The sequence below is a fragment of the Haladaptatus pallidirubidus genome (assembly GCF_020700235.1).
Classification (GTDB): Archaea; Halobacteriota; Halobacteria; order Halobacteriales; family Haladaptataceae; genus Haladaptatus; species Haladaptatus pallidirubidus.
Map to the genome: position 1 here is coordinate 1008043 of NZ_CP085301.1, position 26104 is coordinate 1034146.

36 protein-coding genes, 1 tRNA gene and 1 pseudogene are annotated in these 26104 nt (G+C 58.4%); 14 read left to right on the forward strand and 24 right to left on the reverse strand.

The annotated features are described in order from the left end of the window. Positions 1 to 3: 3 nt before the first annotated feature. From LIX15_RS05705 to LIX15_RS05715, 3 genes are all read right to left on the reverse strand, one after another. Positions 4 to 645, reverse strand: a complete 642-nt coding sequence (locus LIX15_RS05705; RefSeq protein WP_227776530.1) for an HD domain-containing protein — start codon at positions 643 to 645, stop codon at positions 4 to 6. A 163-nt stretch (positions 646 to 808) separates the two neighbouring features. Further along, complete coding sequence (locus tag LIX15_RS05710; RefSeq protein ID WP_227776531.1) at positions 809 to 1345, reverse strand: DsbA family protein; 537 nt, start codon at positions 1343 to 1345, stop codon at positions 809 to 811. 81 nt (positions 1346 to 1426) lie between these two features. Next, positions 1427 to 2674: an aminotransferase class V-fold PLP-dependent enzyme gene (locus tag LIX15_RS05715; protein WP_227776532.1), complete on the reverse strand. Its 1248-nt coding sequence runs from the start codon at positions 2672 to 2674 to the stop codon at positions 1427 to 1429. Positions 2675 to 2791: 117 nt separating this feature from the next. Between LIX15_RS05715 and LIX15_RS05720 the strand changes: the two genes are divergently transcribed. Next, positions 2792 to 2971 carry a hypothetical protein gene (locus LIX15_RS05720; RefSeq protein ID WP_227776533.1) on the forward strand — a complete coding sequence of 60 codons (180 nt, stop codon included), beginning with the start codon at positions 2792 to 2794 and terminating at the stop codon, positions 2969 to 2971. A 21-nt stretch (positions 2972 to 2992) separates the two neighbouring features. Here the strand turns inward: LIX15_RS05720 and LIX15_RS05725 are convergent, their stop codons facing one another. Then, positions 2993 to 3283, reverse strand: coding sequence for a DUF424 domain-containing protein (locus LIX15_RS05725; protein ID WP_227776534.1), 291 nt, complete (start codon positions 3281 to 3283; stop codon positions 2993 to 2995). A gap of 7 nt (positions 3284 to 3290) precedes the next feature. Further along, positions 3291 to 4022 (reverse strand): tetratricopeptide repeat protein, encoded by a 732-nt coding sequence (locus LIX15_RS05730; RefSeq protein WP_227776535.1) that lies wholly within the window; start codon positions 4020 to 4022, stop codon positions 3291 to 3293. 188 nt (positions 4023 to 4210) lie between these two features. On the opposite strand from LIX15_RS05730, the gene LIX15_RS05735 reads away from it, so the two are divergent. Genes LIX15_RS05735 through LIX15_RS05745 form a run of 3 tightly spaced genes read left to right on the forward strand, consistent with a single transcriptional unit; the run spans position 4211 to position 5592 of the window. Continuing rightward, on the forward strand, positions 4211 to 4771 hold the full coding sequence (locus tag LIX15_RS05735) for a TATA-box-binding protein (protein ID WP_227776536.1): 561 nt from the start codon (positions 4211 to 4213) through the stop codon (positions 4769 to 4771). Positions 4772 to 4809: 38 nt separating this feature from the next. Further along, positions 4810 to 5172 (forward strand): DUF7473 family protein, encoded by a 363-nt coding sequence (locus LIX15_RS05740; protein ID WP_227776537.1) that lies wholly within the window; start codon positions 4810 to 4812, stop codon positions 5170 to 5172. Between the two features lie 42 nt (positions 5173 to 5214). Further along, positions 5215 to 5592, forward strand: coding sequence for a hypothetical protein (locus LIX15_RS05745; protein WP_227776538.1), 378 nt, complete (start codon positions 5215 to 5217; stop codon positions 5590 to 5592). Here the strand turns inward: LIX15_RS05745 and LIX15_RS05750 are convergent, their stop codons facing one another. From LIX15_RS05750 to thpR, 11 genes and pseudogenes are all read right to left on the reverse strand, one after another. Beyond that, positions 5593 to 6075, reverse strand: a complete 483-nt coding sequence (locus LIX15_RS05750; protein WP_227776539.1) for a dihydrofolate reductase — start codon at positions 6073 to 6075, stop codon at positions 5593 to 5595. It lies immediately after the preceding gene. Then, positions 6072 to 7070, reverse strand: coding sequence for a thymidylate synthase (thyA, locus tag LIX15_RS05755; protein ID WP_227776540.1), 999 nt, complete (start codon positions 7068 to 7070; stop codon positions 6072 to 6074). The genes LIX15_RS05750 and thyA overlap by 4 nt, the downstream gene beginning before the upstream one ends. 80 nt (positions 7071 to 7150) lie before the next feature. Next, positions 7151 to 8310: pseudogene (locus LIX15_RS05760) on the reverse strand (CapA family protein). Between the two features lie 261 nt (positions 8311 to 8571). Next, positions 8572 to 9537 (reverse strand): methyltransferase domain-containing protein, encoded by a 966-nt coding sequence (locus tag LIX15_RS05765; protein ID WP_227776975.1) that lies wholly within the window; start codon positions 9535 to 9537, stop codon positions 8572 to 8574. 364 nt (positions 9538 to 9901) lie between these two features. Then, positions 9902 to 11035, reverse strand: coding sequence for a signal recognition particle-docking protein FtsY (gene ftsY / locus LIX15_RS05770; protein WP_227776541.1), 1134 nt, complete (start codon positions 11033 to 11035; stop codon positions 9902 to 9904). A 6-nt stretch (positions 11036 to 11041) separates the two neighbouring features. Beyond that, on the reverse strand, positions 11042 to 11497 hold the full coding sequence (gene pfdA, locus LIX15_RS05775; RefSeq protein ID WP_345410711.1) for a prefoldin subunit alpha: 456 nt from the start codon (positions 11495 to 11497) through the stop codon (positions 11042 to 11044). Between the two features lie 212 nt (positions 11498 to 11709). Continuing rightward, a complete protein-coding gene (locus LIX15_RS05780; protein ID WP_227776543.1) occupies positions 11710 to 11967 on the reverse strand; it encodes a DUF7344 domain-containing protein in 258 nt (85 codons plus the stop codon). Positions 11968 to 12216: 249 nt separating this feature from the next. Then, entirely contained in the window at positions 12217 to 12882 is a 666-nt protein-coding gene (locus LIX15_RS05785; protein ID WP_227776544.1) for a translation initiation factor IF-6, read from the reverse strand. Between the two features lie 4 nt (positions 12883 to 12886). Further along, positions 12887 to 13165: a 50S ribosomal protein L31e gene (locus tag LIX15_RS05790; RefSeq protein ID WP_227776545.1), complete on the reverse strand. Its 279-nt coding sequence runs from the start codon at positions 13163 to 13165 to the stop codon at positions 12887 to 12889. Further along, positions 13165 to 13317, reverse strand: coding sequence for a 50S ribosomal protein L39e (locus LIX15_RS05795; protein ID WP_227776546.1), 153 nt, complete (start codon positions 13315 to 13317; stop codon positions 13165 to 13167). The genes LIX15_RS05790 and LIX15_RS05795 overlap by 1 nt, the downstream gene beginning before the upstream one ends. Positions 13318 to 13370: 53 nt before the next feature. Next, on the reverse strand, positions 13371 to 13928 hold the full coding sequence (gene thpR / locus LIX15_RS05800; protein ID WP_227776547.1) for an RNA 2',3'-cyclic phosphodiesterase: 558 nt from the start codon (positions 13926 to 13928) through the stop codon (positions 13371 to 13373). Positions 13929 to 14043: 115 nt separating this feature from the next. On the opposite strand from thpR, the gene fer reads away from it, so the two are divergent. Then, positions 14044 to 14682, forward strand: coding sequence for a ferredoxin Fer (gene fer, locus LIX15_RS05805; RefSeq protein ID WP_227776548.1), 639 nt, complete (start codon positions 14044 to 14046; stop codon positions 14680 to 14682). A gap of 28 nt (positions 14683 to 14710) precedes the next feature. On the opposite strand, the gene LIX15_RS05810 is transcribed toward fer, so the two are convergent. Then, a complete protein-coding gene (locus LIX15_RS05810; RefSeq protein ID WP_227776549.1) occupies positions 14711 to 15187 on the reverse strand; it encodes a hypothetical protein in 477 nt (158 codons plus the stop codon). A gap of 258 nt (positions 15188 to 15445) precedes the next feature. On the opposite strand from LIX15_RS05810, the gene LIX15_RS05815 reads away from it, so the two are divergent. The 3 genes from LIX15_RS05815 to LIX15_RS05825 all read left to right on the forward strand — a co-directional run bounded on the left by LIX15_RS05815 (position 15446) and on the right by LIX15_RS05825 (position 18102). After that, complete coding sequence (locus LIX15_RS05815) at positions 15446 to 16825, forward strand: signal recognition particle protein Srp54 (protein WP_227776550.1); 1380 nt, start codon at positions 15446 to 15448, stop codon at positions 16823 to 16825. Between the two features lie 134 nt (positions 16826 to 16959). Next, a complete protein-coding gene (locus LIX15_RS05820; RefSeq protein WP_227776551.1) occupies positions 16960 to 17544 on the forward strand; it encodes a magnesium transporter in 585 nt (194 codons plus the stop codon). Beyond that, positions 17545 to 18102 (forward strand): magnesium transporter, encoded by a 558-nt coding sequence (locus tag LIX15_RS05825; RefSeq protein ID WP_227776552.1) that lies wholly within the window; start codon positions 17545 to 17547, stop codon positions 18100 to 18102. Positions 18103 to 18105: 3 nt separating this feature from the next. Here LIX15_RS05825 and LIX15_RS05830 read toward each other — a convergent pair whose 3' ends face one another. Then, the gene (locus LIX15_RS05830) at positions 18106 to 18519 is read right to left on the reverse strand and encodes an RNA-binding domain-containing protein (RefSeq protein ID WP_227776553.1); all 414 of its coding nucleotides are present in this window, start codon (positions 18517 to 18519) and stop codon (positions 18106 to 18108) included. Beyond that, entirely contained in the window at positions 18516 to 19097 is a 582-nt protein-coding gene (locus LIX15_RS05835) for an AAA family ATPase (RefSeq protein ID WP_227776554.1), read from the reverse strand. Before LIX15_RS05835 ends, LIX15_RS05830 begins: the two co-directional genes overlap by 4 nt. A gap of 107 nt (positions 19098 to 19204) precedes the next feature. Here LIX15_RS05835 and LIX15_RS05840 point away from each other — a divergent pair. From LIX15_RS05840 to LIX15_RS05850, 4 genes are all read left to right on the forward strand, one after another. After that, positions 19205 to 19279, forward strand: a tRNA-Arg gene (locus LIX15_RS05840). Between the two features lie 267 nt (positions 19280 to 19546). Continuing rightward, positions 19547 to 20116, forward strand: coding sequence for a DUF1684 domain-containing protein (locus LIX15_RS05845; protein WP_227776555.1), 570 nt, complete (start codon positions 19547 to 19549; stop codon positions 20114 to 20116). Positions 20117 to 20387: 271 nt separating this feature from the next. Continuing rightward, positions 20388 to 20537, forward strand: a complete 150-nt coding sequence (locus LIX15_RS33605) for a DUF7563 family protein (protein ID WP_425556727.1) — start codon at positions 20388 to 20390, stop codon at positions 20535 to 20537. Between the two features lie 61 nt (positions 20538 to 20598). After that, complete coding sequence (locus tag LIX15_RS05850) at positions 20599 to 20844, forward strand: GIY-YIG nuclease family protein (protein WP_227776556.1); 246 nt, start codon at positions 20599 to 20601, stop codon at positions 20842 to 20844. 9 nt (positions 20845 to 20853) lie between these two features. Here the strand turns inward: LIX15_RS05850 and LIX15_RS05855 are convergent, their stop codons facing one another. Next, positions 20854 to 21432 (reverse strand): NADPH-dependent FMN reductase, encoded by a 579-nt coding sequence (locus LIX15_RS05855; protein WP_227776557.1) that lies wholly within the window; start codon positions 21430 to 21432, stop codon positions 20854 to 20856. A 182-nt stretch (positions 21433 to 21614) separates the two neighbouring features. On the opposite strand from LIX15_RS05855, the gene LIX15_RS05860 reads away from it, so the two are divergent. Beyond that, positions 21615 to 22997, forward strand: coding sequence for a phosphoglucomutase/phosphomannomutase family protein (locus LIX15_RS05860; protein ID WP_227776976.1), 1383 nt, complete (start codon positions 21615 to 21617; stop codon positions 22995 to 22997). A gap of 345 nt (positions 22998 to 23342) precedes the next feature. Further along, entirely contained in the window at positions 23343 to 24035 is a 693-nt protein-coding gene (locus LIX15_RS05865) for a glycosyltransferase family 2 protein (protein WP_227776558.1), read from the forward strand. A gap of 19 nt (positions 24036 to 24054) precedes the next feature. Here LIX15_RS05865 and LIX15_RS05870 read toward each other — a convergent pair whose 3' ends face one another. The 4 genes from LIX15_RS05870 to LIX15_RS05885 all read right to left on the reverse strand — a co-directional run bounded on the left by LIX15_RS05870 (position 24055) and on the right by LIX15_RS05885 (position 26022). Continuing rightward, positions 24055 to 24246, reverse strand: a complete 192-nt coding sequence (locus LIX15_RS05870; RefSeq protein ID WP_227776559.1) for a hypothetical protein — start codon at positions 24244 to 24246, stop codon at positions 24055 to 24057. A 25-nt stretch (positions 24247 to 24271) separates the two neighbouring features. After that, the gene (locus tag LIX15_RS05875; protein WP_227776560.1) at positions 24272 to 24661 is read right to left on the reverse strand and encodes a GNAT family N-acetyltransferase; all 390 of its coding nucleotides are present in this window, start codon (positions 24659 to 24661) and stop codon (positions 24272 to 24274) included. After that, the gene (gene samp2 / locus LIX15_RS05880) at positions 24658 to 24855 is read right to left on the reverse strand and encodes a ubiquitin-like small modifier protein SAMP2 (protein ID WP_227776561.1); all 198 of its coding nucleotides are present in this window, start codon (positions 24853 to 24855) and stop codon (positions 24658 to 24660) included. The genes LIX15_RS05875 and samp2 overlap by 4 nt, the downstream gene beginning before the upstream one ends. A 66-nt stretch (positions 24856 to 24921) precedes the next feature. Beyond that, positions 24922 to 26022, reverse strand: coding sequence for a bactofilin family protein (locus LIX15_RS05885; protein WP_227776562.1), 1101 nt, complete (start codon positions 26020 to 26022; stop codon positions 24922 to 24924). Between the last annotated feature and the right edge of the window lie 82 nt (positions 26023 to 26104).

Sequence of the window (26104 nt, forward strand, 5' to 3'; positions counted from 1 at the left end):
TTTTCAAGCTTCGCCGGTGACTTCGCGTTCGAACCGCTCGATAAAGTCTTCCACGAACGTACCGCGTTCCTCGGCCATTCGGCAACCTGCATCGGTGTACATCCGGTCAGGCAGTCGGAGAATTTTCTTGTGAAAGTGGTTCATCGCCGTGGCTCCGGAAGTCGTGTCGTCCGTCTCTATTGGTAGGTCGGGGTCGTGGAGCGTTTGGCCGAGTTCGCCGCTGAAACAGAAGTTGCGCGCGATTCCGACCGCGCCGAGCGCGTCGAGATTGTCCGCGTCGGAGAGCAACTTTGCTTCGGTCGTTTCGGGTTCCACGTCGTTCGAAAAGCGGTGTGCCCGAATGCAGTGTTGGATGGCCTCGATTTCGGATTCGGATACGTCGAACTCGGCGAGAATATACTTCGCTTCCCTCGCACCCCATTCGGCGTGGTCGTCGATTTCGCCGCGATCTTCGTGCCCTCTGCCGATGTCGTGGAGCCAAACCGCGGCGAACAGGATTCGGTCGTTCGCGTCGTGTTCTTCAGCGAGGGTTTCGGCGAGGGCGGCGACTCGCTGGACGTGGTGCCAATCGTGTGCAGGTGCGACATCGCCGAAGTAAGTTTTCGCGCGAGGGCGGACTGCTTCCGGGAGCGTTTGTGTCGCCATTCGTCTCCGTTATCGTAGGGACTGTCCAACTTTTACAATTATTGTTTCAGCTATATCGTGTATTTCAATGATTGGTTTTGCCCGGGGTACGTTCGTCGAACAGAATAGCCCATTCATCAAATGTATTATAAATCTGGTGTAGTTCCCTGTGTTCCAGTGGATATCACATCGCATCTTCTAACGCTGTTCGAAGCGGGGCAACGTCCCATTGCTCGTCGTAGCGCTCGCCGTTGATGAAGAACGTCGGCGTCCCGATGACCCCGCTCTGCGCGCCGGAGATGATATCCTCGCGAACTCGGCTACGGTGGGTGTGCATCGCGAGTTCGTCGTTGAACTGGGTGAGGTCGAGGTCGAGGGTTGCCGCGAAATCCTGTAACTCCGCCTCCCTTATCTCGCTTGGATGCTCGAAAAGCAGGTCGTGCATCTCCCAAAACTTCCCCTGTTCCGCCGCCGCTTCTGCCGCCTCTGCCGCTCGCTGTGCATGCGGATGTAGTTGCGTGAGCGGAAAGTGGCGAAAGACGAACCGCACCCTTTCGTTCAGCGTCCGTCTCAGCTCTTTTACTGCCTGATGTGCCTCTTCACAGTACGGACATTCGTAATCACCGTATTCGACGAGTGTGACGGTTGCATCGACCACCCCATCGACGTGGTCGTGCTGATTCACTGGCACAGAAAGCTGTGTTGCGCGTGATTGGCTCATTCATACCCTCGTATAGAACTACCGTCATCATCGGTCATAGACCTACCGCGAACTGCCGACAAATCGACTCCGCGTCGGTATCTACTGCGCGAACAACTGCCGTGCGGCGTCCACGGCTTCGACCAATTTGTCCACCTCTTTGCGGGTGTTGTAGATGTAGAACGAGGCCCGTGCCGACGCCGGAACGCCGAGTTTGTCGTGGAGCGGCTGGGTACAGTGGTCGCCCGCTCGAATCGCAACCGCGTGGTCGTTCACGATGCTGGAGAGGTCGTGGGCGTGAACACTCTCGACGTTGAACGAAACGAGGCCGCCGCGGTCGTCGCCCGGCGGGCCGTAGATTTCCACATCGTCCTCCTCGGTCAGGCGGTCGTAGGCGTACTCCGCGAGCTGTTCCTCGTGACGCTGGACGTTCTCCATGCCGATGTCTTCCAGATAATCGACCGCGGCGGCCAGCGCGACCCCCTGCGCGATGTTCGGCGTTCCGGCTTCGAATTTCCACGGCAGGTCTTCCCACGTCGCGTCTTCGTAGGTGACCTTGCGAATCATGTCGCCGCCGTAGAGGTATGGATCCATCTCCTCCAGTATGTGTTTTTTGCCGTACAGCCCGCCAATACCGGTCGGTCCGGCCATCTTGTGCCCCGAAAAGGCGTAGAAGTCGGCGTCTATTTTTTCGACATCGACGGGGCGGTTCGGCACCGCCTGCGCGCCGTCAACGAAGATGTACGAATCGTGGTCGTGAGCGATGTCGGCCAGTTCGCGAACCGGGTTCGTCGTCCCGAGGGTGTTCGAGACGTGGACGACGCTCACCATCTTCGTGTCGTCGGTAATCATCTCCCTCGCGGCGTCCATGTCGAGGTAGCCCTGCTCGTCCACGGGGATGTACTTCACGTCCGCGCCGGTTTTCTTGCCGAGCTGTTGCCACGTCACGAGCGAAGCGTGGTGCTCCATCTCGGTGAGGACGATTTCGTCGCCCGGCCCGAGTTCCTCCAGTCCCCACGCGTAGGCCACGAGGTTTTCGCCCTCGGTCGTGTTCTTCGTGAACACCATCTCCTCGCGCCCGCCGCTCGCACCGATGAACTCCGCGACTTTGTCGTGGGCCTCCTCGTAGGCGATGGATGCCTCTTGGCTCAACTGGTGGATGCCGCGGTGGACATTCGCGTTATAGTTCCGATAGTAGTCACAGATAGCGTCGACTACCTGCTCGGGGGTCTGCGTCGTCGCCGCGTTGTCGAGGTACACCAACTGATTTCCGTTTATTTCCCGCTCCAGAATTGGGAAATCCTCCCGAATACGCACTGCATCGAGCGCATCAGACTGCTGTGGTTCCATTGTGCACTGATTGGTGTTCGAGTCAAAACACTCCTTCGGTCCGTCGAGCGCAACGAAACCGGTTTTCGTTACGTCGTTGGCAACGTGGCTTAAGCCGCTCTATCCCCTCCCGTCCGTATGGTCTCGAAACGACGACTCGGCGCGAGCCTGCTCTTTCTCGGCCTCGCGTTCGTCGGTGCCTTCCACACGTTCCTCTCCTTGGCCTTCGACACCGGACTAACGACGGTTGGAGCGATTTTTGCGGTCGGATCACTGCTCTGTCTGGTGGCAGTGAACGTCCCCGCGTTGCTCGATTAATAGGGTAGCGAAGTAACAGGGCTAAAACCGCAAAAATTGGGCGTGTTTCGTAGAATCCAAATCGAGGACGCTCTCCTCGTCGACGAATCCCTTTTCGATTGCGAGCGCCACCGCATCAGTGCCGACGATGTTCGCTACGCTGGCGCGGGTGAGACTATCCACGACTTCGCTTTCGTCAACCTCGTCGCCACCGTAGAACTCCTCGGAGACGGTAAACGACACGTCGCCCGTCTCGAACGTCTCACCGAGCACGTCGTCGTCACAGACGGCGACCAGCAGTCCCTCCTGTGTGTCTCGTTCCCTGAGAATCATTATCTGTTTATTCCTGAACCAGTTCTTGCTCTGCCTGCTTTCGCATCTCTTCTGCTTCCTCCGCCAGTCGTTCGGCCTCCTCGTCCTCGCCGACTTCTTCCAGCGCGCGCGCTTTCTCTTCGACGACCTGCACGTTTCTGAAGCCGAGTCGAATCGCGTTGTCAAAGCAGTTCAGCGCGTCCTCCGCCAATCCGCGTTCGAGTAGGAAGAAGCCGCGATTGAACCACGCCTGAGGGAATCGCTGGTCGATTTCGACCGCGCGCTCCGAGTGTTCGAGCGCCTGTTCGGTCTGGCCGGACTCCCACAGCGCGTAAGCAAGATTCGTTTCGGCGGTCGCGGCGTGTTCGCTGTCGTCGTCGATTCGCAAGGCTTCACGGTACGACCCGATGGCTTCGTCCCACTCTTCGAGTTGGCCGTGCGCCGCCCCTTTGTTCACCCACGCCTCCTGCGCGTCGAGAGAGTCTTCATCGGCGAAGCGGGCCGCGCGCTCGAACGTCTCCGTCGCCTGTTCGAAGCGATTGATTTGCATGTAGCTCAGGCCGACTTCGACGAGGTCTTTAACGGAGACCCTATCGCTCGGAATCGCCTGCCGGTCTAACAGATCGGTGACGACGCGGGAGTCCACGGGGTCCACTTCGTCCGGACTCACTTCGAGTTCGGGCGGGTCTAAGTCGAACTCGTCGTACGGGTCGCCGAAGCCCTCTCCTTCCGAAAACTTGTGACTTCGCTCGTCGGTCATTACCCGTCGATTGGGGCGGCGCACTGTTAAGGTCTGCGCCATCGCGATTCGGTGAGACGGGCGCGAAAGGCCACTAAAAACCATAATATGAACGTTTCGCCCTGAAACAGTTCATAAAGGCTGTTTGAGACGTGTCAGCGAGGACTACCAACCTTTATAAACCTTAAATACGACATTTAAGTCGCGCTATGACCGACCCCAAGGAAACCATCAACATTGAAAACGTGGTCGCCTCGACGGGCATCGGACAGGAACTCGACCTTCAGAGCGTCGCTATGGACCTCGAAGGTGCGGATTACGACCCCGAACAGTTCCCCGGCCTCGTCTACCGTACCCAAAACCCGAAATCGGCCGCACTCATCTTCCGCTCCGGCAAAATCGTTTGTACCGGCGCGAAAAGCACCGCCGACGTTCACGAGAGCCTCGAAATCGTTTTCGACAAGCTCCGCGAACTGAACATCGAAGTCAACGAAAATCCCGAAATCGTCGTCCAGAATATCGTTACCAGCGCCGACCTCGGGCGCAATCTCAATCTCAACGCTATCGCTATCGGTCTCGGTCTGGAGAACATCGAGTACGAACCCGAGCAGTTCCCCGGCCTCGTCTACCGTCTCGACGAACCAGAAGTCGTCGCGCTGCTCTTCGGTTCCGGCAAACTCGTCATCACCGGCGGCAAAAAGCCGGAAGACGCGGAAAAGGCGGTCGACAAAATCGTCTCGCGTCTCGAAGAACTCGGTCTGCTGGAGTAATCGCTACACCCAAGACGCCACGCTCGTGAATAACGAGTATGGCACTGCTGGGTGAACTGACGCCAATCGTCGGAACGTATCTCCTTCTGGCGAGTTTTCTCACGCTGACGGCGCATATCGCCGCGAGAAACTTCCTTGGAAACGTGCCGTTTACTCGGGCGCTCGCAATCGGCCCGCCAATTGCGGTCGTTCCGTTCGTTCTCCAACGCTATTTCGGACTTCTCATCATCGTTATCGCGCTGGCGCTCGACTTGAGTCTTTTTCACATCGTCTATCGAATCAAATGGCGAACCGCGGGATTCGTCACCGCCATCCACGTCCTCGTCAGCTTTCTGGCGAGCATCGTCATCGGCGGTATCGTCTACCTCGTTTCGCTCGGTCCACCCACTGCACCGAGTTAAAAAGTCAGAAAACATATTATTCAGGACGACAAATATTTCTTCATGTCCCTCCCGCGCCGACTCGAACAAGTCGGCATCGTTCTCGGAAGCGTATTGATGCTCTCGCTTCCACTCAGCGTTTTTACTCCTTTCACCGCTGAAAATCCCGCTTTGTGGCAAATTACTCTCCTCTGGTACGTTCCCGGTCTCGTCGTCGGCACGCTTATCGCCATCGACAAATTCCCGATTTCGTACCAGCAGGTTTGGGCGTTCGGTATCGTCAGTTGGCTTGCGACGGTCGCGCTGTGGATGATTTTCGATGTTCAGAGCGTGACCGCAAATCAATCGACCGCGATCGGAACGTGGCTGGTCGCCCTGCTCGTCGGCGCGTTGGTCGCGTGGGTGAATCCGCGGATTCACCCACGCGAGAGTGAGACGTAACTATCGACGTTCGTACCGAACGAAATCCAACTCGTCGCGCTCGTCGCGTTCAGTTTCCCGCCACTCCTTCAAATCCCATTCCGGAAACCGCGTATCTCCCTCGTACTGTTCGTGAATCTCGGTGATAATCATCTCGTCCGCGCGCGGAAGAAACTGCTCGTAAACCGTAGCACCGCCGATGACGAAGGCGGTGTCGTCCAATTCCGTCACCGCGTCGATCGCTTCTTCGACGCCGTGAACCAACAGTACGTCCTCCGGCAGGTCGGGACTCGACCGACTGAGGACGACGTTCGTCCGACCCGGAAGCGGGCCGCCGATTTGCCCCGCGATGCTGTCGTAGGTCGTCCGCCCCATAATCACGGGGTGGCCCATCGTCGTCTCCTTGAAGTGGCCCAAATCCTCGGGATAATGCCACGGCATATCGCCGTCACTGCCGATGACGCCGTTTTCCGCGACGGCGGCGATACAGACCAGTCGCATCATTCTGCCACGCTGAATTTGATACCGGGGTGGGCGTCGTACTCCCGGAGCGCGATGTCGTCGTAGGTCAGTTCGGCGAGCGAATCCGCGGTAATCTCGATTTCGGGGCGCGATTTCGGTTCCCGCGACAGTTGGGTCAGCAGGCCGGGAACGTGGTCGAAGCCGTCTTTGCCTCCGGCCTCTTCCGGAGCCTCCGATTCGAGCCATTCGCGCACTTCCTCGAATCCGGCTTTCATCTCCACGTCGCCCAGTCGCGCTTGCAGTTCGCCGAGGTTTTCACGGTACCACTCGCCACGTTCGCCCTCGCCGCAGTAGATGTGGGCGTCAACGATTGTGTGGGCGAACTTTCCAACCTCAAATCCGGTTTCCCGCGCGAGAACCGTCGCAAGCAGGGCGTAGGCCGCGATGTTGAACGGAATTCCGAGGGCAACGTCGCCCGACCGCTGGGTGAGATGCAGGTTGAGCGTCTCACCCTGCACGTTGACGACGAAGGTGTAGTGGCATGGCGGAAGCGTCGAAACCGCCGCGTTCGCCGGATGCCACGCGGAGACGACGAACCGCCGCGAGTTCGGATTCTCGTTCAGACCGTCGATAACGTACTGAATCTGGTCGAAGGTTCCGTCCTCGTTTGTCCAGCGGTGACCGTCCTCGGGCCACGATTCGCCCGGAAGTCCCGATTCCGGAACCGGGAACCGCCGCCAAAACCGTCCGTAGGCGGTGTCGAGATTGCCGTCTTCGTCCGCCCACTCGTCCCAGATTCCGGTTTTTTCGCGTAAGTTCCGAACGTGTTCCTCACCCGAAATATACCAAAGGAGTTCGTGCAACATGGAATCCCAGCGAAAGCCGTCCATCTGCTTCGTCGTCAACAGCGGAAAGCCCTTCTGCAGGTCGATTTCGTAATGTTGGCTGAACGTCGAAATCGTGTCCACGCCGGTTCGATTGGGCTTGTACGTCCCCTCCCGAAGGACGTTCTCCACGAGACCCAGATATTGTTCCATAGGCGTGGATTTGTCCCCGGTGTAATAGGGCTTCTCGATTCGGAAATTTCGCTCACGTTGACTCCCGAGAACTCACAGACTCATAGCTGAACAACGAGACCGGCGTCATCCCGCTCGTACGTCGTTCTGAACGGTTCAGAGCGTTTGCGCATCGTCTCACGGAGCCAGGTCGCCTCGTTCTCGGTGGCGGGACGAACGCCGTTGTCGATGTGGAACGGAACGAGGCGTATTTTCTCGAACTCCCCGTCCTCGAGCGTAACTTCGAAGAGATAGCTCTTGTCGTTGCCCAGATCGCCTTTGATTCCGAAATCGTCAACGAGATTGCCGGTGTCGTGGAGAATAACACCGCCATCGTACTGCTCGACCGCCTGAACGACGTGCGCGCTGTGACCGTGAACGAGATCCGCACCTCGATCGATGAGCCAGTGGCCGAACGAAACGAGCCGGTCGCTGGGGTGCTCGATCCAATTTTCCCCCAGTGAAGCGATACGACGAGCAGATCCGGATTCGTCGATTTCGCGCTCTCTATCGCATTCCCAACGATCCGTCGGGTTCTCGAATTTTCAGAATCGGTCTCGGCCCAGGCTGTTCCGGGACGGTCGTTGGTCACAGCGTACGCTTCGTATTCGTCCGAGAACGAAACCACGGCGACATCGAGGTCACCGACCGAAAACGTCGCCGGATCCCATGCAGATGCCGGGGTTTCGCCGGTGCCTGCGTTTTCGATGCCTTTCTCCTCGAGCACGTCTATCGTATCGGTCAGGGCGACCGCGCCGAAATCCATCGCGTGATTGTTCGACAACGTTGCGAATCGAATGTTTCCGGCGCGGAGTGCCGGAACCGCCCAATCGGGGTCGCCGCGGAAGTAGTACACCCGGTCCGGGAACCGTTCACCGCGCTTCGATAAACAGCATTCGAGGTTACAAAAAACGCCGTCGAGGGATTCGAGTCGGGGTCGGAAATCGCCCCAAATAGTCGCCGGATCAACGTTCTCTTCGCCGTAAATCTGATTGAGACTTCGTCCGACCATCGTGTCGCCGGCGAACCCAATCGTCGTTTCGTGGTGCTCACGGCTGTTGGTCGAATCGATAGCGTCAGTCGTGTCGCTATCGTCTGCCGCAGTGCGGGTATCGGATGTGCCAGTCTTGCCGGACGAAGGCGAACCGGTTAGTTTCCCAGTACATCCTCCGACCGCAACAGCCCCGGCGGCCGCGAGGTACGCTCGTTGGTTTCTATCCATTTAATTGATGATTTTTAAATCCTTATATTAATACCTTCCGTATTTATCAACCTCGTCGCGTTCGAAACCGGTCTGAGCAAGGAGTCGAATCCGTCCGAACCCTGGGGGAGTGACGGAAGCGGTTCGCCATTCATCGTCTGGACGAAGACAAATATTAATCACGTACTCAATTAGAGATATCGATCGATAGACTACGTTTGCTCCGTCCAACGCATACGTATGAACACAGCCCAATATGAGGATTTCAAACGGTTAAATTCCCTATCGAGACAACACCGCAATGTATCGCGTCAGCGACCGGTGAACCCGCCGTTCGAACTCATTTTCGACAGTCCAGTCGGCTTCCCGCGCTTCGTCTATCCACGGGCGGTCACCGACGATAACAGCGCGAGACGCAACACGATGGGCTTCCGAGAGCGCGCCAGCCACGAGGTTATCGAGTTCGAGGTTGGCGATTTTGGACTGCCGACCGTAGGGCGCGTCGAACACCACGCCGTCGATGGAATTGTCGGGGAACGGAAGGTGTGTCGCATCCCCACGAACCGCCCCCGCGTCGCTATCTGGCGCGTAGTGTGCGAGATTTTTCCGCGCGCCGCGAACCATCTTTTCTTGTGCGTCCACGCCGAGCGGCCGCGCGCCGACAAGCGCGGCCTCGATGAGGACGCCGCCAGTGCCGCACATCGGGTCGAGAATCGTCGTCCCCTCCCGCGCTCCGGCGATGTTCGCCAGCGCGCGCGCGAGCAGCGGGTGCATACTTCCGGGCTGAAAAAATGGTTTGTCGGTCGGCATCCGGGTACCGAAGTCCCGTCTGCTCTCGATTTCGAGCCATCCGAGTTGGCAGACATCGTCCGAGAAAACGGCCCGCAGTTCGTGGTCGGGGTCGTCTAAATCGACTGAAAATCCGCGTTCAACGAGTACCCCCCCGAGTTCGCGTTCGACTTCTTGCGTGCTGATTCGCGTCTCGCGCACTGCGCGCGCACGCACGGCGACAGTTCCTTCGCGGTCGATTGGCGCCGCGGAAAGCAGGGCGCACGCGCTGTCGATGTCGGCGTCGGTTTCGCCGACCAGCTCGCTCGCCCGGTGCGTGTACGCGAGATCCTGCACGCGCTCCGTGACGGCCGTCGCTCGTGCGAGTCCGGGCGCGACGAGTTCGACTCCGGTCGCCGCACTCTCTGCCTCACAGACCGCAAATTCGTCGTCTTCTCCGCCGAGTTCCAGTACGTACACGATTTTCCTCTGTGGTCGCTGTCGTTCGACAGGAGTCGGTCGTTGGCCTTGGTGGTTGCGAATTACGTGTGAATGGGGATCCTGCGAAAACCGTTGATTTGATTCTTCTGCCGCGACCGCATCCGTGGTTTGTTTACTGTGACCGCAAGTCACGACCCCAAATACCGCAACCGCATGCGGGCGAGTGCGCCGACCGCTGACGCACTCGCCCTTTTCGTCCCCCTCCCCGGGCGCTCGAACACCTTCCCCGACCGCTGTCTCAGGCGTCCTCGCCGCGTCCTGTCGGTGGTGAAAATGCACGATTCTGTGGATTCCTGTCGCTTCTCGAAACGAGATTGCTCGCTCAAAAAGCGTTGGAAGTTGATTACTCGTCTTCCTCGCCGAGCAGCCGTTCTACGAGCGTTTCGGGGTCGAATCGCTCGATGTCGTCGTACCCCTGCCCGGTTCCGAGGAAGAGAATCGGCTTCCCCGTCACGTGCGAGATGGAAATCGCGGCTCCGCCTTTCGAATCGGCATCCGCCTTCGTTAGGATGGAACCGTCGATTGCCGCGGCGTCGTTGAATTCCTTGGCGCGTTGCACCGCGTCCTGTCCAGCCACGGCTTCGTCCACGAAGAGAGTCATGTCCGGCCCGACGACGCGTTCGATCTTCGCCAACTGATCCATCAACCCCTCACTGGTGTGCAGACGACCCGCCGTGTCGCCCAGCACCACGTCGATGTCGTGGGCGTCCGCGTACTCCACGGCGTCGTAGATGACCGCCGCGGGGTCGCCGCCCTGCTCGTGGGCGATGAGTTTCTTGTCGAGTGCGTCGGCGTGAACCTCGATTTGCTCGTTCGCACCCGCACGGTAGGTGTCACCGTTCGCCATCACGGACGAGTGACCGTGCTCTTCGAGATACTTCGACATCTTCGCGATACTGGTCGTTTTCCCGACGCCGTTGACGCCGGTAAAGATGATGACGAGTGGTTTGTCGGCCTCGGCGACTCGCCGGTCGAAATCGAACTGGCCGACGTTGATGACCGACAGCAAGGAGTCGCGAAGCGCCTGCTCGACCACGTCACCCGTTTCGGCGCTGAACTTCCGCGTCGCGCCGACGAGGTCGTTTCGGATGCCTTTGAGCATCTCCTCCGCGACGCTCATCTCCACGTCGCTTTCGAGGAGCGCCATCTCCAACTCCCAGAGGGGGTCTTCGACGTCCTGCTCCTCGATGATGATTTCACCGCGAGCGAACGATTTCGCTTTCTGTGTGAAGCCGCCACCGCCGTTGTTCGACTCCCTAGGTTCGGACTCCGCGTCCGAGTCCGTTTCTGTTTCCGAATCGGATTCTGCATTCGACTCGGCGGTTTCTGTTTCGGCTTCCGTTTCCTCGACGGGTTCCGTTTCTCGAACTGCGTCTTCCTCCTCGGCTTCGTCTGCGGCCTCCTCGGCCTTCTCCTCGGTCGTCTCTTCGACGTCCTTACGGAACCCGCTTAACTTATCCTTCAGACTGTCGAACATCGCCGGTTACTCGTCCTCGTCTTCCTGTTCCTGCATCTGCTGCATCTGCTGTTGCATCTGCTGTTGTTGCATCTGCTGGGCCTTCTGCTCCAACTGGTCGCTCTGGTCGTCAACCTCGGCGATGTCTTCCTGCACGCTACTGATTTGCTCGTCGACAACGTCTTTTCTGCTTTTCAGCGACTCGATGGCACCGTTCTGGTCGCGCTCTGCGGCGTAGCCGCCACCGAGTTCGACGACGACTTCGTCGATGTCTTCGACGCTGGCACGGATGTACGCGCCGCCGCCGAGCGGTACTTGAACGACCGACCCGGTGTCGAGCGTCTCGATTGCCTCGATGGCTTCGTCCATCTCGTCTTTCTCGTTACGCAAGTCTTCGACTTCGCCTTCCAATTCCTCCTTTTCGGCTTCCAACTGCTGAAGCTGTTGGGACAACTGCTGAAGTTCTTGATTTCCGCCGCCCATCATCGCTCTTCACTCTCCGTTCCGCGAGTAATCGTGCTCATGCCCACACCTCCGTGAGCGAGCGGGAAGAATCTTCCTAACTCTAGCTCCCTGCCAGTGGGTTTTTGTGCCACCGGGAGACGGTTCGGTTTGGTCGAAAAGAGATGTCACGCTCGTCCAATTTTCGCTCGCTGGTTCGAGTCGATAAAATTTCCGAGACTTGGTTCCCAGCGCTACACTTCCGGCGGTTCGTCGCTCACCCCGAAACGAGAGTTACGAGGAGTGATACCGTGTTCCCACGCGGTCACTTGTTCGACTATCGCTCCGAGAGTTACCGGTTCGTCATGTTGCTTGAGATAGTAGAGCGCGTACCGCCGCCGCTGATTTCGAAGAATGTGAAATAGTTCGTCTCGCGAGAGTGTATCCCTGCTGTCCGCCTCTCTAACCGTCGTTTCGTTCTTTTGCTCTCCGCTTTTCGCGGGTTGTAACACTGTCTGGCTTATCTCGTGCTCTCCTCCCCCAACACGGGGGACGACGGAGAATACATGCTCGCCAGTGCTCTTATTGGTAGGGTATCTTTCACAGAATTATCGGAGTAATACGACTATTTCTTCAGATCATTGTCGTCGGTGTAACTGTTGCAGACTGCGTCTGTGTCCCCCAGAAGCCCTTCACGCGATGAGAGCCGCCTGTGAGAACGGGACGAGGGGAGGGTCCGTCCCGGAGTGGAAAAATGGAATTTAGTCGATGTAGCCCAGCGCATCCTCGATTCGGCCGAGTTCCGGCCCGGTGGTCTTCTGACCGACGACGTAGCCACCTGCGTTTGCGATGAGTCCCGACCCAACGAGCGGCCCACCGTAGTTGATGGTGCCGATGTCGGCAGGGACGCCGAGTACGTCCTCTATCGCGTCGAGTTCGTCGTCCGTCGCTTTGGGATGGCAGAGGACGCCCCTGTTCGTCGCCACTGCCGCGGTACCGACCGTCCGAACATCGGCAATCATGCCGCGTTCGACCGGGACGTCGAGACCGTCGGAAACGGCTTGGACCGCTTCGTGCGTGAGATCCGGATGGACGTACGCTCCGGTGTCGTTCGCGAGAACGACGTTTCCGGCGGCGTTGATGCGTCCCGGCAGTTCGGTGACGGGGACGTCCGTGGCCTCTTCGAGTTTCTCGCGCTCGCGGTCGGTCACGCGACTGCTGACGAGCAGACCGTTCTCGTTGCCCGCGATAAGCGCGCCGACGGTGGACGACCCGCCGAGGTTCGTCTCGATACTCTCAACTTCTAGCTCCGTGGTGAGAGATTCGACCAGTTCGTCGTCCAAATCGGGTCGAATCAGGAGGCACTCGTCAGTGGTTCGTGCGAACACACCAACGTACGACGACCCATTAAACGCGGTACGAAACACCGCTCTACTCTTCGTACTCCGCTTCGACGACGGCTTCGCCCTCTTCGTCGAAGCGTGCCGCGTGAACGCGGATTTTTCGTGGCGGCTTCTTCTGGCCGCGCGACCAGATTGCCTCGTTGATGGAGGGGTCGAGACGCACGTCTTCCTCGTCAACCTTGAAATGTTTGGCGAGGTGTCCGCGCACCACTTTCATCGCCTTTCCGGCGCGTTTCTGCTTCGGTTCTGCTTTCACGTCTCGGAGCGGAACCGTGATGACTCGCTCCTCGAAATCACTTGCACTCATTATTCGTCAGTGTCGCTACGCCGCCAGTTGCGGCGTTTTGGGTTTCGCATCACGTCTCGGTCGGTCTTCATGATGACCCACGCGGGGACGCGGCTATTCTGCTGTTCCAATTTGGAAAGCCGCTTCTTTTTGGCCTTCGACTTCTTGCCCATAGTGGTTGCCACTTTTCCGCCGTAGCTTAAAATCTTGTTCCTTTCAAACGGGGTCAGAGTCGGAACGCGGCGACGGTCGAATACTCCGGGCCCTCATCGGTCAACTCGCTTTTCGTCAGCCGAATCGCCTCGACCTCCATCTCCCCGATTTCGGGTTTCAGTTCCCGCACGGTATCCTGAACGAGCTTCTTTCCGCCGGCGTGTTGCATTCGGGCGATGGTCATATGCGGGACGAAATCGTTGTCTTCGGGCTCGAATCCGAGGTCGTAGACGCGCGATTCGACGGCGTTGTGAAGCAGTCTCATTTCTTCCGCACCATCGTCCACGCCGACCCACACCACGCTAATGTAATCGAGGCTCGGGAAGACGCCCAGTCCGCCGACCGTCGCGTCGAACGGGCCGAAATCGATGTCCGATTCGACCGCCGATTCGAGGGTGTTTTCGATAGCCGGAATGCGGTCTTCGTCCACATCGCCTAAAAATTTCAGCGTCACGTGCGCTTGTTGCGGGTCGGTAAACGTCAACCCGTCAGCGTCACGGAATCGGTCTTGGACGCCCGCGACACTCTCCGCGAGGGAATTCGGCAGGTCGATACTCACGAACAGTCGCATATCGAATGCTTCGCCGTGAGACGGCTTGAAGATTGGTTTCGTCGAAACCGAATCGACCGCGGTCTCTCGCGCCGTCGGGGACAGGATTTATGCACTCGATTTCCTAACACTACGTGTGAAATCCCCGTTCGATATTTTAGGGATAGATGCGGATGCGGACGATGCGGAAATCGTCGCGGCGTACAGACAACGCGTGAAGGAAGCCCACCCCGACGTGGGTGGCACCGCGCGTGAGTTTCAGCGAATCAAGGCCGCATACGAACGAATTCAGGCCGGGTACGGAACCGAGGAGTACGACGAAGAGAGCGTGGAAGAACCGCCCGGACGGCAAAAGCCAGAAGTCGAGTTCCTCAACTACGAGATTCTCGACGATTACGGCTGGGAAATCGACGACGACGACTTGTTTCGGAAAGCTGCCGCGGTCGGACTCGACCCGGAAGATTACGGTCGGTTCCAAGTAGAATCTAACGAGTCGCTTCTGGAGGCCGCAGAGAACCGCGGATTCGAGTGGCCGTTCGCCTGCCGAGGCGGAGCGTGTGCGAACTGCGCGGTTGCGGTCGTGGGCGGAGAAACGGAAATGTTCTCGAACCACGTCCTCTCCTCTGAGATGACCGACCGCGGATTCCGACTGTCCTGCATCTGCGAACCGGCGACTGACGATATGCAGGTCATCTACAACGTCAAGCACCTGCCGGGCCTCGACGAACTCCGACTGCCGCCACAGCAGTTCGGGCAGGCTTCGTCCGACGATTGAAGCTGAACCCCCTGATCTATTTTTCTGGTTACGACTCGCCGAGATGCTGATGTCGGCGAGAGAGATAGTATAGACAGAGTGCAATGGCGAGAAGCGGGAGTACCATCGACGCCGCCTCGCCCACGAATTTCGTCGCAAGCGACTGTTTTTCGGGGCCGTTGCTTCCACTAGCGCCGAGGAGTACAAGTGCCGTGCCGCCGTAGAAGTACGGATTCGGCGACCAATCGAGCGGGCTCGCACGAATCCCGCGGGCGTCGAGAAACAGAGCGATGCCGAGTACGGGAAAACCGAGCACGTAGATGAAACCGGTGATGGCGGCCAACGCCTGCGTGATTGGTGCGATTGCGGCCGGAATAAACGGAGAAAGTAGCGATGTGACGACCGTCAGAAACAGCCCCGCTATCGGATAAGCCGCGATATAGTACCACCATCGGGAACCGAATTTCGAAGCTTCGCTAAATTCCTCTTCGCTGTCGCCCGACTGTTCGACCGCTGACAGCGACATCGAATTGCAGCTATTGCAGGGCGGATTGTTCTTACGATGGACTTCTCCACAGTCGTCACACACCCACCGAAGGTCTACTTGCCTCTCGATTCGCTCAGTCTCGCCGGCGCCATCAACTCCGCGCTGTCCCGACATGGTTAAACTGACAATATACCGATATTTATCGGTATTTGTCTGAAATGAGTTGGCAGCCCGAATCGACCGAAAATCGACTAGAAAAAGCATTTAAACCGCCAGAAAACCAAACACTGCATAACAATGGTGCTCGACAATCTCGGTAGTTCTCTTCGCGGTTCCCTCGACACGCTAAGCGGGAAATCCCGCGTCGGAGAGGACGACATCGAGGAAATTGTAAAAGAGATTCAGCGCTCGCTCTTGCAGGCTGACGTGGACGTGAGCCTCGTGATGGAGCTTTCGGACTCCATCAAAACCCGAGCGTTGGAAGAAGAACCGCCGGGCGGGACGACAGCCCGTGATCACGTCCTCAGTATCGTCTACGAGGAACTCGTCTCTCTCGTCGGCGAAAGCACGGAAATCCCGCTCGAAAACCAGACCATTCTTCTCGCCGGTTTGCAGGGGTCGGGGAAGACGACTACCTCCGCGAAGATGGCGTGGTGGTTCTCGAAAAAAGGACTTCGTCCTGCGGTTATCCAGACGGACACGTTCCGCCCCGGTGCCTACGACCAAGCTAAAGAGATGTGCGCCCGGGCCGAGGTTGACTTCTACGGCAATCCCGACAACGACGACCCTGTGGACATTGCCCGGAAAGGTCTGGAGGAGACTGCCGACGCAGACATTCACATCGTGGACACCGCTGGTCGGCACGCGCTCGAAGACGACCTTATCGCCGAAATCGAGGAAATCGAGTCGGCGGTTGACCCCGACCGAAGCTTGCTCGTCCTCGACGCCGCAATCGGACAGGGCGCGAAAGACCAAGCCAAGCAGTTCGACGAATCCATCGGCATCAACGGCGTTGTCATCACGAAATTGGACGGTACCGCGAAGGGTGGTGGTGCGCTGACCGCCGTCAACGAAACCGACTCCTCGATTGCATTCCTCGGTTCCGGTGAGACCGTACAAGACGTGGAGCGATTCGAACCGAACAGCTTCATCTCGCGCCTGCTCGGCATGGGCGACCTCGGCCAACTCACCGAGCGCGTCCAGCGGGCGATGGAGGAAACGCAGGAGGAAGAAGAAGACTGGGACCCCGAAGACATGCTGAAGGGCCAGTTTACCCTCAAAGATATGCGTCACCAGATGAACGCGATGAACAAGATGGGGCCGCTCGACCAAGTGATGGACATGATTCCGGGGATGGGAGGGGGCATCATGGACGAACTGCCGGACGACGCGATGGACGTGACGAAAGACCGGATGCGCGCCTTCGAGGTCATCATGGATTCGATGACCGAAAACGAACTCGAAAATCCACGCTCCATCGGTGCGAGCCAAATCCGGCGTATCTCGCGCGGAAGTGGGAAGGACGAGGAGCGAATCCGCGAACTGCTCCAGCAACACAAGATGATGTCCCAGACGCTCAAACAGTTCCAAGGCATGGGACAGGGTGGCGATATGGAGCGCATGATGAAGAAAATGCAGGGCGGCGGCGGTGGCGGCGGATTCGGGCCGTTCGGATAAGCGCGGATACCCAATTTCGACTTTGTCGTCGCTCGTCTACTCCGTTTGAGTGTGCTCATTCGACAAATCGTTCCAGACGACAGCAACCGCAACACACCGCTTTTTTGTTCTGTGCCCGCATCAACAGCAAATAGATGTCCGTCCGGGAAGTCGCCATCGAGGCATACCGAGAGGCTCTCCCCGCGCTGGCCGCGAGCGTCGTCGGTGGCCTGTTCGCGGGCGTTGTCCTCGGCGGGATGCGCGCCGAACTCCGCGAAGTACAGGGCTTGTTGGTTCTCGTCCCCGCCCTGTTGGCTACCCGCGGGAACGTTTACGGGTCGCTCGGCGCGCGCCTTGCCTCCGGACTCCACCAAGGGCTCGTCGAACCGTCGTTCGTCCCGGACGACAGGCGGGTGTGGGCCGCCATCGTCGCTTCGCTGGCGAACGGAATCCTCGCCAGTCTGTTCGCGTCGGTGGTCGCGTTTTCCGTCCTCCGTCTGCTTTCCGACCCGGTTGCGCCCCTCCCTACCTTGGTTGCTATCGCACTCATCGCGGGCTCGCTATCGGGAATCGCGCTGACCGTTGCCGTCGTCATCGTCGTATTCGCGGGCTATCGTCGGGGACAAAATCCGGATACGCTCGTCGGGCCGCTGGTGACGACGACCGGCGACGTGTTCGGGATTTCGTTCCTCCTGCTCGCCGTTCGAATCGTCCTCGGACTCAATTTCGGGGGCGGGTAAATGCCGACACAATGGACAGTTCGCGCCATCATGCGAGCCATGCTTCCGGTTTTGCTCACGCTGACAATCGTGGAAATCGGCAGCGGTCTCGTCCTCGGGTCGTTCGAGAACACGCTCCTCCGCTATCCAACGCTTCTCGCACTCGTTCCGGTCACCATCGGCACCGCGGGCAACCTCGGGAGCATCCTCGCCGCGAGGCTTTCGACCGCGTTTCACCTCGGGACGCTCTCGTTCGACCGAGGCGACGAATTGCTCGCCGGGAATGCGATTGCGACCGTCGCCCTCGCCGTCACCGTTTTTCCGGTCGTCGGAGTCGGCGCGTGGTCGCTGACGTGGCTCATCGGCGGCACCGAACTCAGTCTGCTGACCGTCGTCTTCATCTCGCTAATGAGTGGCATCGCACTGGCGTTCATCGCGGTGCTGGTTACGCTCGTCGCCACCTATGTCGCCTACCGATTCGAACTTGACCCGGACGACGTTGTCATTCCGGTGGTTACGAACGCCTGCGACGTGCTAGGCGTCATCGTGTTGTTCGTGGTCGTACAACTCGTAATCTGAAAATTAGCTGTCGTCAGTAATCGGTTTCCCGTTCTTCGTCGGGGGCGCGACGTAGTCGATGAACTCCTCGACCGTCGGGTCGTTTACTCTAATTCGGACGTGAATGTCGCCGAGTTCGTCGGGATTGCCGACCGCGAAGTTGATAACACCCTGAAACGCGGCCTGCTTTTTCAGCGAGAATGAGAGCGCGTTTCCTTCTTGTCCGCCGAAAAACTCCCCTCGAGCGGTGTCGAGAATTTCCTGTCGGTGGAGCGCTTCCGAAAACTCCTCGACGCTGTGGGCCTTCGCGATGAGTTCGCCGTGGCCGGATTCTACCTCCGCGCCGGGGAAGACGTTCTCGATTGCGTCCGCGACTCGCGCTTCGATTTCGGTGTCCTGTACCGGTGCCGTAATCTGAATATCGACGCTGTAAATCATTGTTGTTCGGCGGTTTGTACGGTCTCTAGTCCCGAAAGTCCATCTTCGAACAGGGCACGAATCTGTCTTCGGAACGAATCGAGCGTGGCCGTGTTGTCGATGACGGCGTCGGCTCGCGCCATCGCGTCGCCGAGTCCGAAGCCGAGTTCGCGCTCGTCGCGCTGTTTCAGTCCTTCTTCGTTCTCGTCGGTTCGATCTCTGCTGCGCGCGCCGAGTCGCTCGGCGCGAACCTCGAACGGCGCTTCGATGCTCACCAGCACGAAGTCGTCGCCGAAGGCGGATTCGAACCGTTCGACCTCGACCCCGGAGCGGATTCCGTCCACGAGGACGGTGTCCGATTCCTTTAGTGCAGCCTCTATTTGCGGCAGTGACACTTGTGCGATGGCGTCTGGGCCGTTCTCCTCGCGGAGCGCCGTGGCAATCTGCCCGTGGTGCTCCGCCGGGTCGAGACCGCGCTCCCGGCACGCTTCGCGGATGACATCGCCCATGGTGACGACGGGGATGCCCAACTTCTCCGCGACGGTTGCGGCTTCGCCCTTGCCGCTTCCCGGTAGGCCGACCGTTCCGATTACTCGCATTGCTCTGATTTCTCGTGAGCCGTGCTTAAGGGCTGTGCTCTCGGGTGACCGCCTCGCTCGGATAAATCCCAATCCCTTATGACGACTGACCGAGAACGAGACGGTGAGGGCACGTAGCTCAGTCTGGATAGAGCGTCGGACTTCTAATCCGACGGTCGTGGGTTCGAATCCCATCGTGCCCGTTCGCGTTTTTCTTGTGGAGTTTTTGTGTTCGTTTGTGACGCTAGCTACTTCCGACTCCAATGAAATCACGGCCAGAGTAAAATCGACAGCGAATCTCTGAAATCTGTTTCAGGATGTTGTTTACGAGTCGGCAATTGCCAAGCACCTCTTCCGAGAAAACATCCTGTTAAGCACCGCTTCTGAGAAAATTTGTCAAACATCAGCACCCAGAAAACGTCCTGTTCGCGGACGGAGTTTTTACCCGCGTCGAACCCGAAGACCAGTCCATGACCGACGCGAGCGATGTGGACGAACTCAGCGAGGATGAGTGGCGCGAAGAACTCCAGAACACGCGGCGGGAAAAAGACGAATTTTTCGGCGACCATCCGCAGTCACCGATTCCGCCGGAAAAGCGCGACGAGTTCGACGGCCTGACGTACTTCGACCCGGCCCCGGAATATCAGGTGACGGCGACGGTCGAGAGTCACGAAGACCGGGAGCCAATCGACCTCGAAATGACGTCGGCGAATCCACAGCGATACCTCCGGACGATGACGCTCCATTTCGAAGTAGACGGGCAAGAGCAGTCGCTCGCGGTGTATCAGCAAGACGGGCAAGAGTCGCTGTTCGTTCCCTTCCGCGACAAAACGACGGGCCAGCAGAGCTACGAAAACGGGCGGTATCTCGAACTGCATCCGGACCGAGAACTGACGGACAGCGACGAAGTCACGCTGGATTTCAATCTCGCCTATTCGCCGTTTTGCGCCTTTAGCGAAACGTTCGCGTGTCCACTCCCGCCCGAAGAAAACTGGCTCGACGTGGCGATTCGCGCTGGCGAGCGAAAGTGGGACGAGTAAGTTTTACCTTCCAGTTCGTTCGTTTTTCGGTACGTTCGCGTGATTCGCGGTTCTTGATGCATTTTCCACTGGAAAATAAGGGGTAATTAGTCGATTGTTGTCGAGAGAGGACGTCTTCTCGTACACTCCGAACAATGTTGGGAAAAGACATATTTTGATGTTCGAAAAACGAATTTTGTCGATTGGTGAATTTGGGTGAGAGTTTGGAAAGGATATTTAGTGTCTCGCCACTAAGCGACGAACGCCGACGGCGAAGTCGTCGGCTGACAGCATGCCAAACTGTGACCACTGCAACGCGCACGTTTCCGAACGGTTTGCGCGCGTCTTCGCTGACGAACACGGCCACGTCCGTGCTTGTCCTGCCTGCTCGGCGAACGCTGGAATCGCCGAAGTGGCGCGACAACGTGCGCAAAGAGCATAGCCCACTGTGGCGAAAGGCGGAATCGACAGGAACAAATCGAACCACGCGAAGCCTGTCAGGTGTGACTACCCACTGGGTCTACGTCATCGAATGTAACGACGGCAGTTTTTACACCGGTTACACCACGGACGTAGAACGCCGCGTCGCGGAACACGATACTGGCGAGGGCGCGAAATACACTCGCGGTAGAACCCCCGTCGAACTTATCCATACGGAGAGATTCGATTCGAAATCGGCCGCGATGTCCCGCGAGTACGAAATCAAACAGTTGAGCCGCGCGCAAAAGGAGAAAGTGGTTGATTACTAAGACTGGTTTTTAGTCGTCTGCCGCCGCTTCGTCCGCCTCGGCGGAGGTTACGTCGGGCGTGATGAACGCATATTCGGCGGCCTGCTGACCGAGTTTTCGAGTCCGGTCTTCCAAATCTTCGTCCACGAACTCGCCGTTTTCGAATTGCTCGTACGCGTTTCGGATTCCGACCTGATGCGGAAGCACCCAACCGTGAACCCCGCGAACGGTGATTCGCATGTGGTCTAAGGTGCTCGCGTAGGAACCGCCGCCGGCAACCGCGAGCAGGCCGACCGTGGTGTCTTCGAACTCGTCGAAGCTACAGTAGTCGTGAACGTTCCGGAACGCGGCGGTGTACGAGCCGTGGTAGACGGGACTGCCGAGGATGACAGAATCGGCCTCGCGGATGATGCGCTTGATTTCGACCGCATCTGCCGATTCGTCCTCGTCAGGGTCGAAGATGGGGAGGTCGTACTCGCGCACGTCGATGAGTTCGGTTTCCGCACCAGACTCTTCCGCGGCGTCCAAGACGTGTCTCAGAGCAGTTCGCGTATGGCTTCCGTCGCGCATGCTTCCGCAAACCGCGACGACGTTCGGTTTCGTTTGCATTATTTCTCACTCGGGGGTGCGAACGTATAACCTGCACGTTCTCTGTAGCACAGGCCACAACGGGTGATTCTTTCCGAGCGAACAAAACGGTTCCCCGGAAACAATTTTTGTAAAATATTTATTACCAGTGTGTGATTGTGGAACGCGGTGGTTTTTTCGACCGGGACGCTGTCGAACGACATATGGAAACGCCGATTTCGTTCGGAACCGACGGTTGGCGGGCGACGCTCGACGAGTTCACTTCCCCGCGCGTGCAGATAGTCGGACAGGCAGTTGCGGAGTACCTCCGCGAGGTCGAAGACCGAGCGGGTGACACCGTCGCAGTGAGCTACGACGCCCGCGAAACGTCGCGCGGATTTGCGGAAGACCTCTGTCGGGTACTCGCCGCAAACGGCTTCGACGTGCTTATTCCGGAACGAGATACGCCGACGCCAATCCTCGCGTGGACGATTACCAACCGCGACCTCGCCGGTGGATTGATGATAACCGCAAGTCACAATCCGCCCGAGTACAACGGCGTGAAGTTCATCCCTTCGGACGGCGCCCCCGCACTTCCCGAAGTGACCGACGAAATCATGTCTCGACTCGCCGAACCCAACCCCCTCTCGGAGGACGAACACGGAGTCGTCCACGAGGAGGATTTCGTCGCGCCCTACGAAGACCACGTTTTCGACCTCGTGAAGAGCGACCTCTCCGACCTCACGGTCGTCTACGACGCCATGCACGGAAGCGGCCGCGGCGTTACCGACAAACTTCTCGAAGACGCCGGGGCGAGCGTCGAACGGCTCCGCTGCGAGCAGGATGCGGAGTTCGGCGGCAGCTCACCGGAACCCAACCCAGACCACCTCCAAGAACTCGTCTCGGCGATCGAAGACGGCGATGCAGACCTCGGAATCGCCAACGACGGAGACGCTGACAGACTCGCAATCGTGACACCGGAGCGCGGCTACCTGGACGAAAACCTCTTTTTCGCCGCGCTGTACGATTACTTGCTCGAAGACGACACCGGACCGGCGATTCGAACCGTTTCGACCACCTTCCTTATCGACCGAATCGCGGAGGCACACGGCGAGGAAGTCCACGAAACCCCGGTCGGATTCAAGTGGGTCGCACAGGCCATCGAAAAGCATGACGCCCTCGTCGGCGGCGAGGAGAGCGGCGGATTCACGATTCGCGGTCACGTCCGCGAGAAGGACGGCGTCTTGATGGCCCTGTTCGCCGCCGCAATCGCCGAAGAGCGTCCTTTCGACGAGCGCGTGGATGACCTGCTCGCCGAGTTCGGTGAGATTCATCAGAACAAAATCAGCCTCGACTGTCCCGATGCCGAAAAACAGCGTGTCCTCTCCGACCTCGAAACTGAACTTCCCGACGAAGTCGCCGGGAAGGACGTTGAGGATGTTGTGACCAAAGACGGCTTCAAAATCCTGCTCGAAGACGGTTCGTGGTTGCTCGTCCGACCGAGCGGTACGGAGCCGAAGATGAGAATTTACGCCGAAGGCGACAGCGAAACGCGCGTCAGCGAACTGCTTACGGCGGGCGAGAAGTTGGTCAAACCGTTGATTTAATCTGCAGACTGCGGTGAAGTTCCTAAACCTGGTTTTTCTCGCCTCGGCGGGTTCGATTTTCCGCAGATTTGGAGTCGTTAGTTTGCAGATACCGAACCGCGTAGATACCGTACACCCGATTTCGAAAGATGGCGGATGTTCGACGCGGATTGGGGTCCCCTCGGTTGTGTATCGCTATTCGCTATATCAAATACCGAAACGGCTAACACCGAAACGACTGATCGAAGCAGGTTCGACCGAAGAATTTCGTCTTTCGATGAGAGTGTCGATGACGTAGATACGCTAAAGAAGTGTCACAGACAAATTATTATTTCAGCAACCGTTCGACGTTGGTAGGGTTCCAAAATGACCGCTCCGGATGTCTCTATCATCACCGCGGCGTACAACTCGGCGGACTACATCGAGCAGGCGCTCGAAAGCGTTCGACGGCAGACGATCGATGAGTCACGAATCGAGCACATCGTCGTGGATGATGGCTCAACCGACGAAACCGCATCGGTCGTCGAATCGTTCGATGCATCGTACCTGCGCCTCGTCGAGAACGAGCAAAACAGTGGCAACGGAACGATTGCCTGCAATCGAGGAATCAAAAAAGCGCGCGGTGATTTCGTAGTTGTTCTCGACTCGGACGATGCGTTTCTCCCGTCGCTGGTTGAACGGTCGTGTGAGATCCTCACGAGCCACGAAGATGTCGATTTCGTCTACACCGACTACTACGAACGGTTTCCGGACGGAGAACGGAAAATCGTCCAGACCGGCACGAACATCATGAATACCGTGAAAGTCGGCGTGATGCATCGAACCGACCGACTCCGGCAGTTCGATATGTACGACCCGACGATGATATTCGCGGAGTACGACCTCTTGCTACGAGATCTCAACGCGGGTCTTACCGGCCATCACGTACCAGACCCGCTATTCGTGTATCATCGACGGAGAGACAGTCAAACAGGAGATAATGCACGGGTTAAAATCGGAAGAGAGGAATTACGGGAAAAGTACGGAGAAGACCTGCAAATACGCGGATACACGTTTTGAGATTCGAATAGCTGGGAACTCATTCGAACGACAAAATATCACCGGGATTGAGGTAGTAGAACGCCGCGAGTCCCACTCCAAAGACGACCGTAAACAGCCCGAGGAGGTCACCTGGCGAGGTGTTAAAGCCATCCTGAAACACGTATATCGCCATCAGCAGTGCAAATACTACCCAGATGAGCGAGAGACGGCGGCGTTTCGTCTCGTCCATACGGTTCATTCGTGAACGCGGAGTATCAGTGTTCACGTTCGAGGGTTCCTCGAAGTCGCCCCTCGTTGCCCTCGACCGATTCGATATCGAACCCAAGCGATTCGTAAAACGGCCGAACTGTGGACTCGAACTCGGCGGTCAATCTCCCGTATCGTTCCCCCGCAGTTTCGACCAACTCGCGTCCGATTCCCTGCGCTCTCCGAGCGCGGAGAACCGCGATTGCGTCGATGTGCGCGCCGGAATCGCGAGGTTCCAGCACCCCAGTCCCGAGGATTCTACCCTCCTCTTCCGCGACGAGGACGGTTCCCGCCTCGATTCGTTTCTTCACTTCGTTCGCGTCGGCTTCCAACATCGCACCGTCCACGATTCGCATGACCGAAAGATGTTCGTCGAAGGTCGCAGGGCGAACAGTCATCCGCCTTTGATGAGCCTGAGGACTTTCACGTGCGCCGCTTCGACGGGTTGGTCTTCCGGTACGGGTCGGCCATCGACCATCACCGACACCTCGTGGGGACTCAGGTCGACCTCTGACAGCAGGTCGGCGTAGGTTTCGTCGTTCACGTCGAACTCGTGGGAATCCTCGCCGACCACCTCGACGGTTACGTTCATGTTCTCAGTTGCCAGCGTCGCGTCTTCAGCGTGTCGGGGTTCGGTGGTGGTGCGAGCAGTCCGGAATCACGCGGTGGTCGATTCGTCGTCGGCGCCCGTGTCCATCGTCTCCGACCCCTCTGTTCCCGCGTCCTCCGGCGCGTTTCGGCGGCCACGATAGCGTGCTCGGGTTGCGGTCGCTAGCGCGCCGAAACCGAGCAGCAGGACGAGGAATTGGATGAGTCCGCCGAGGATCGGGATTTGGGTGACAACCGCGACCACGAGCAGTCCGACGAGCAGTGCGAGCCACCGATTCGCGCTATCGGCGAGCGCTAACAACCAGACGCCGACGCTGAACGAACCGTACACCGTTCCGACCCAGAGCAGGACAGCGAACAGGAGCGCCCCCAGGAGCGAAATCGGAATTCCGATGATGGTGATGGCGAAGAGGACGAGCACGATCGGAACCAGAATGAACAAGAGCAGACCGACACCAGCTGAGAACAGCGGATTGCCTCGCGCGCGCTCCGCGACCCCTTCAGAGAACGATGGAAACACCGCCAGCAGGATAACACCCAACAGGAGGTTCACGAAGAATCCGTACAGCGTGCCCACCCAGTTCGGGATCTGCGGGACGGGCGTCGGGCCGACGTCGGCCATCGACTCGTCCTGTCGTACCGTGCCGCCGATAGTCGCGCCGGGCGCGCGTTCGAACGTTTCCGCGTCGTAGACGAGATTTCCGTCGATAGTTGCAGTCTCGGTGACTGCCAGCGTATCGCTGGCGACTTGGACATCGCCCCCGACAGTTCCCGCGAGCTGGCTGTACCCTGCCGCACCTTCGAGCGATCCGCCGACCGTTCCGGTCTGTGCGAGGACGAAGTTTCCACCGCCGGATTCGACGTTTCCGGTGACGGTGCCTTCTATTCGGACGTTTCCGGCGATCGCCGACACGTCTCCGGAAACGGTTCCGGTTCTGGCGACGAGAACGTTTCCGGCCAACGCGGTCAGGTCGCCGTTTACGGTTCCGCGAACGACGACACTCCCGGCGGTGGCCGTAAGGTCGTCGTTTACGGTTTCACCCTCCGCGATAACGACAGTGCCAGCGGTTCGCGTTTGTTCCGCCGCCGCGGTGGCGGGGAGGGTCGCGACGAGTAAAAAGACGACGAGCAGTGTCGCTTTCGCGCGCATGCCGGGTGGTCGCTATCCGGCGGCAAAGTAATTGAGTCGTTGTCCGCCGGAATCGTCGATTGTCGTCCAAGAATCGGATGGC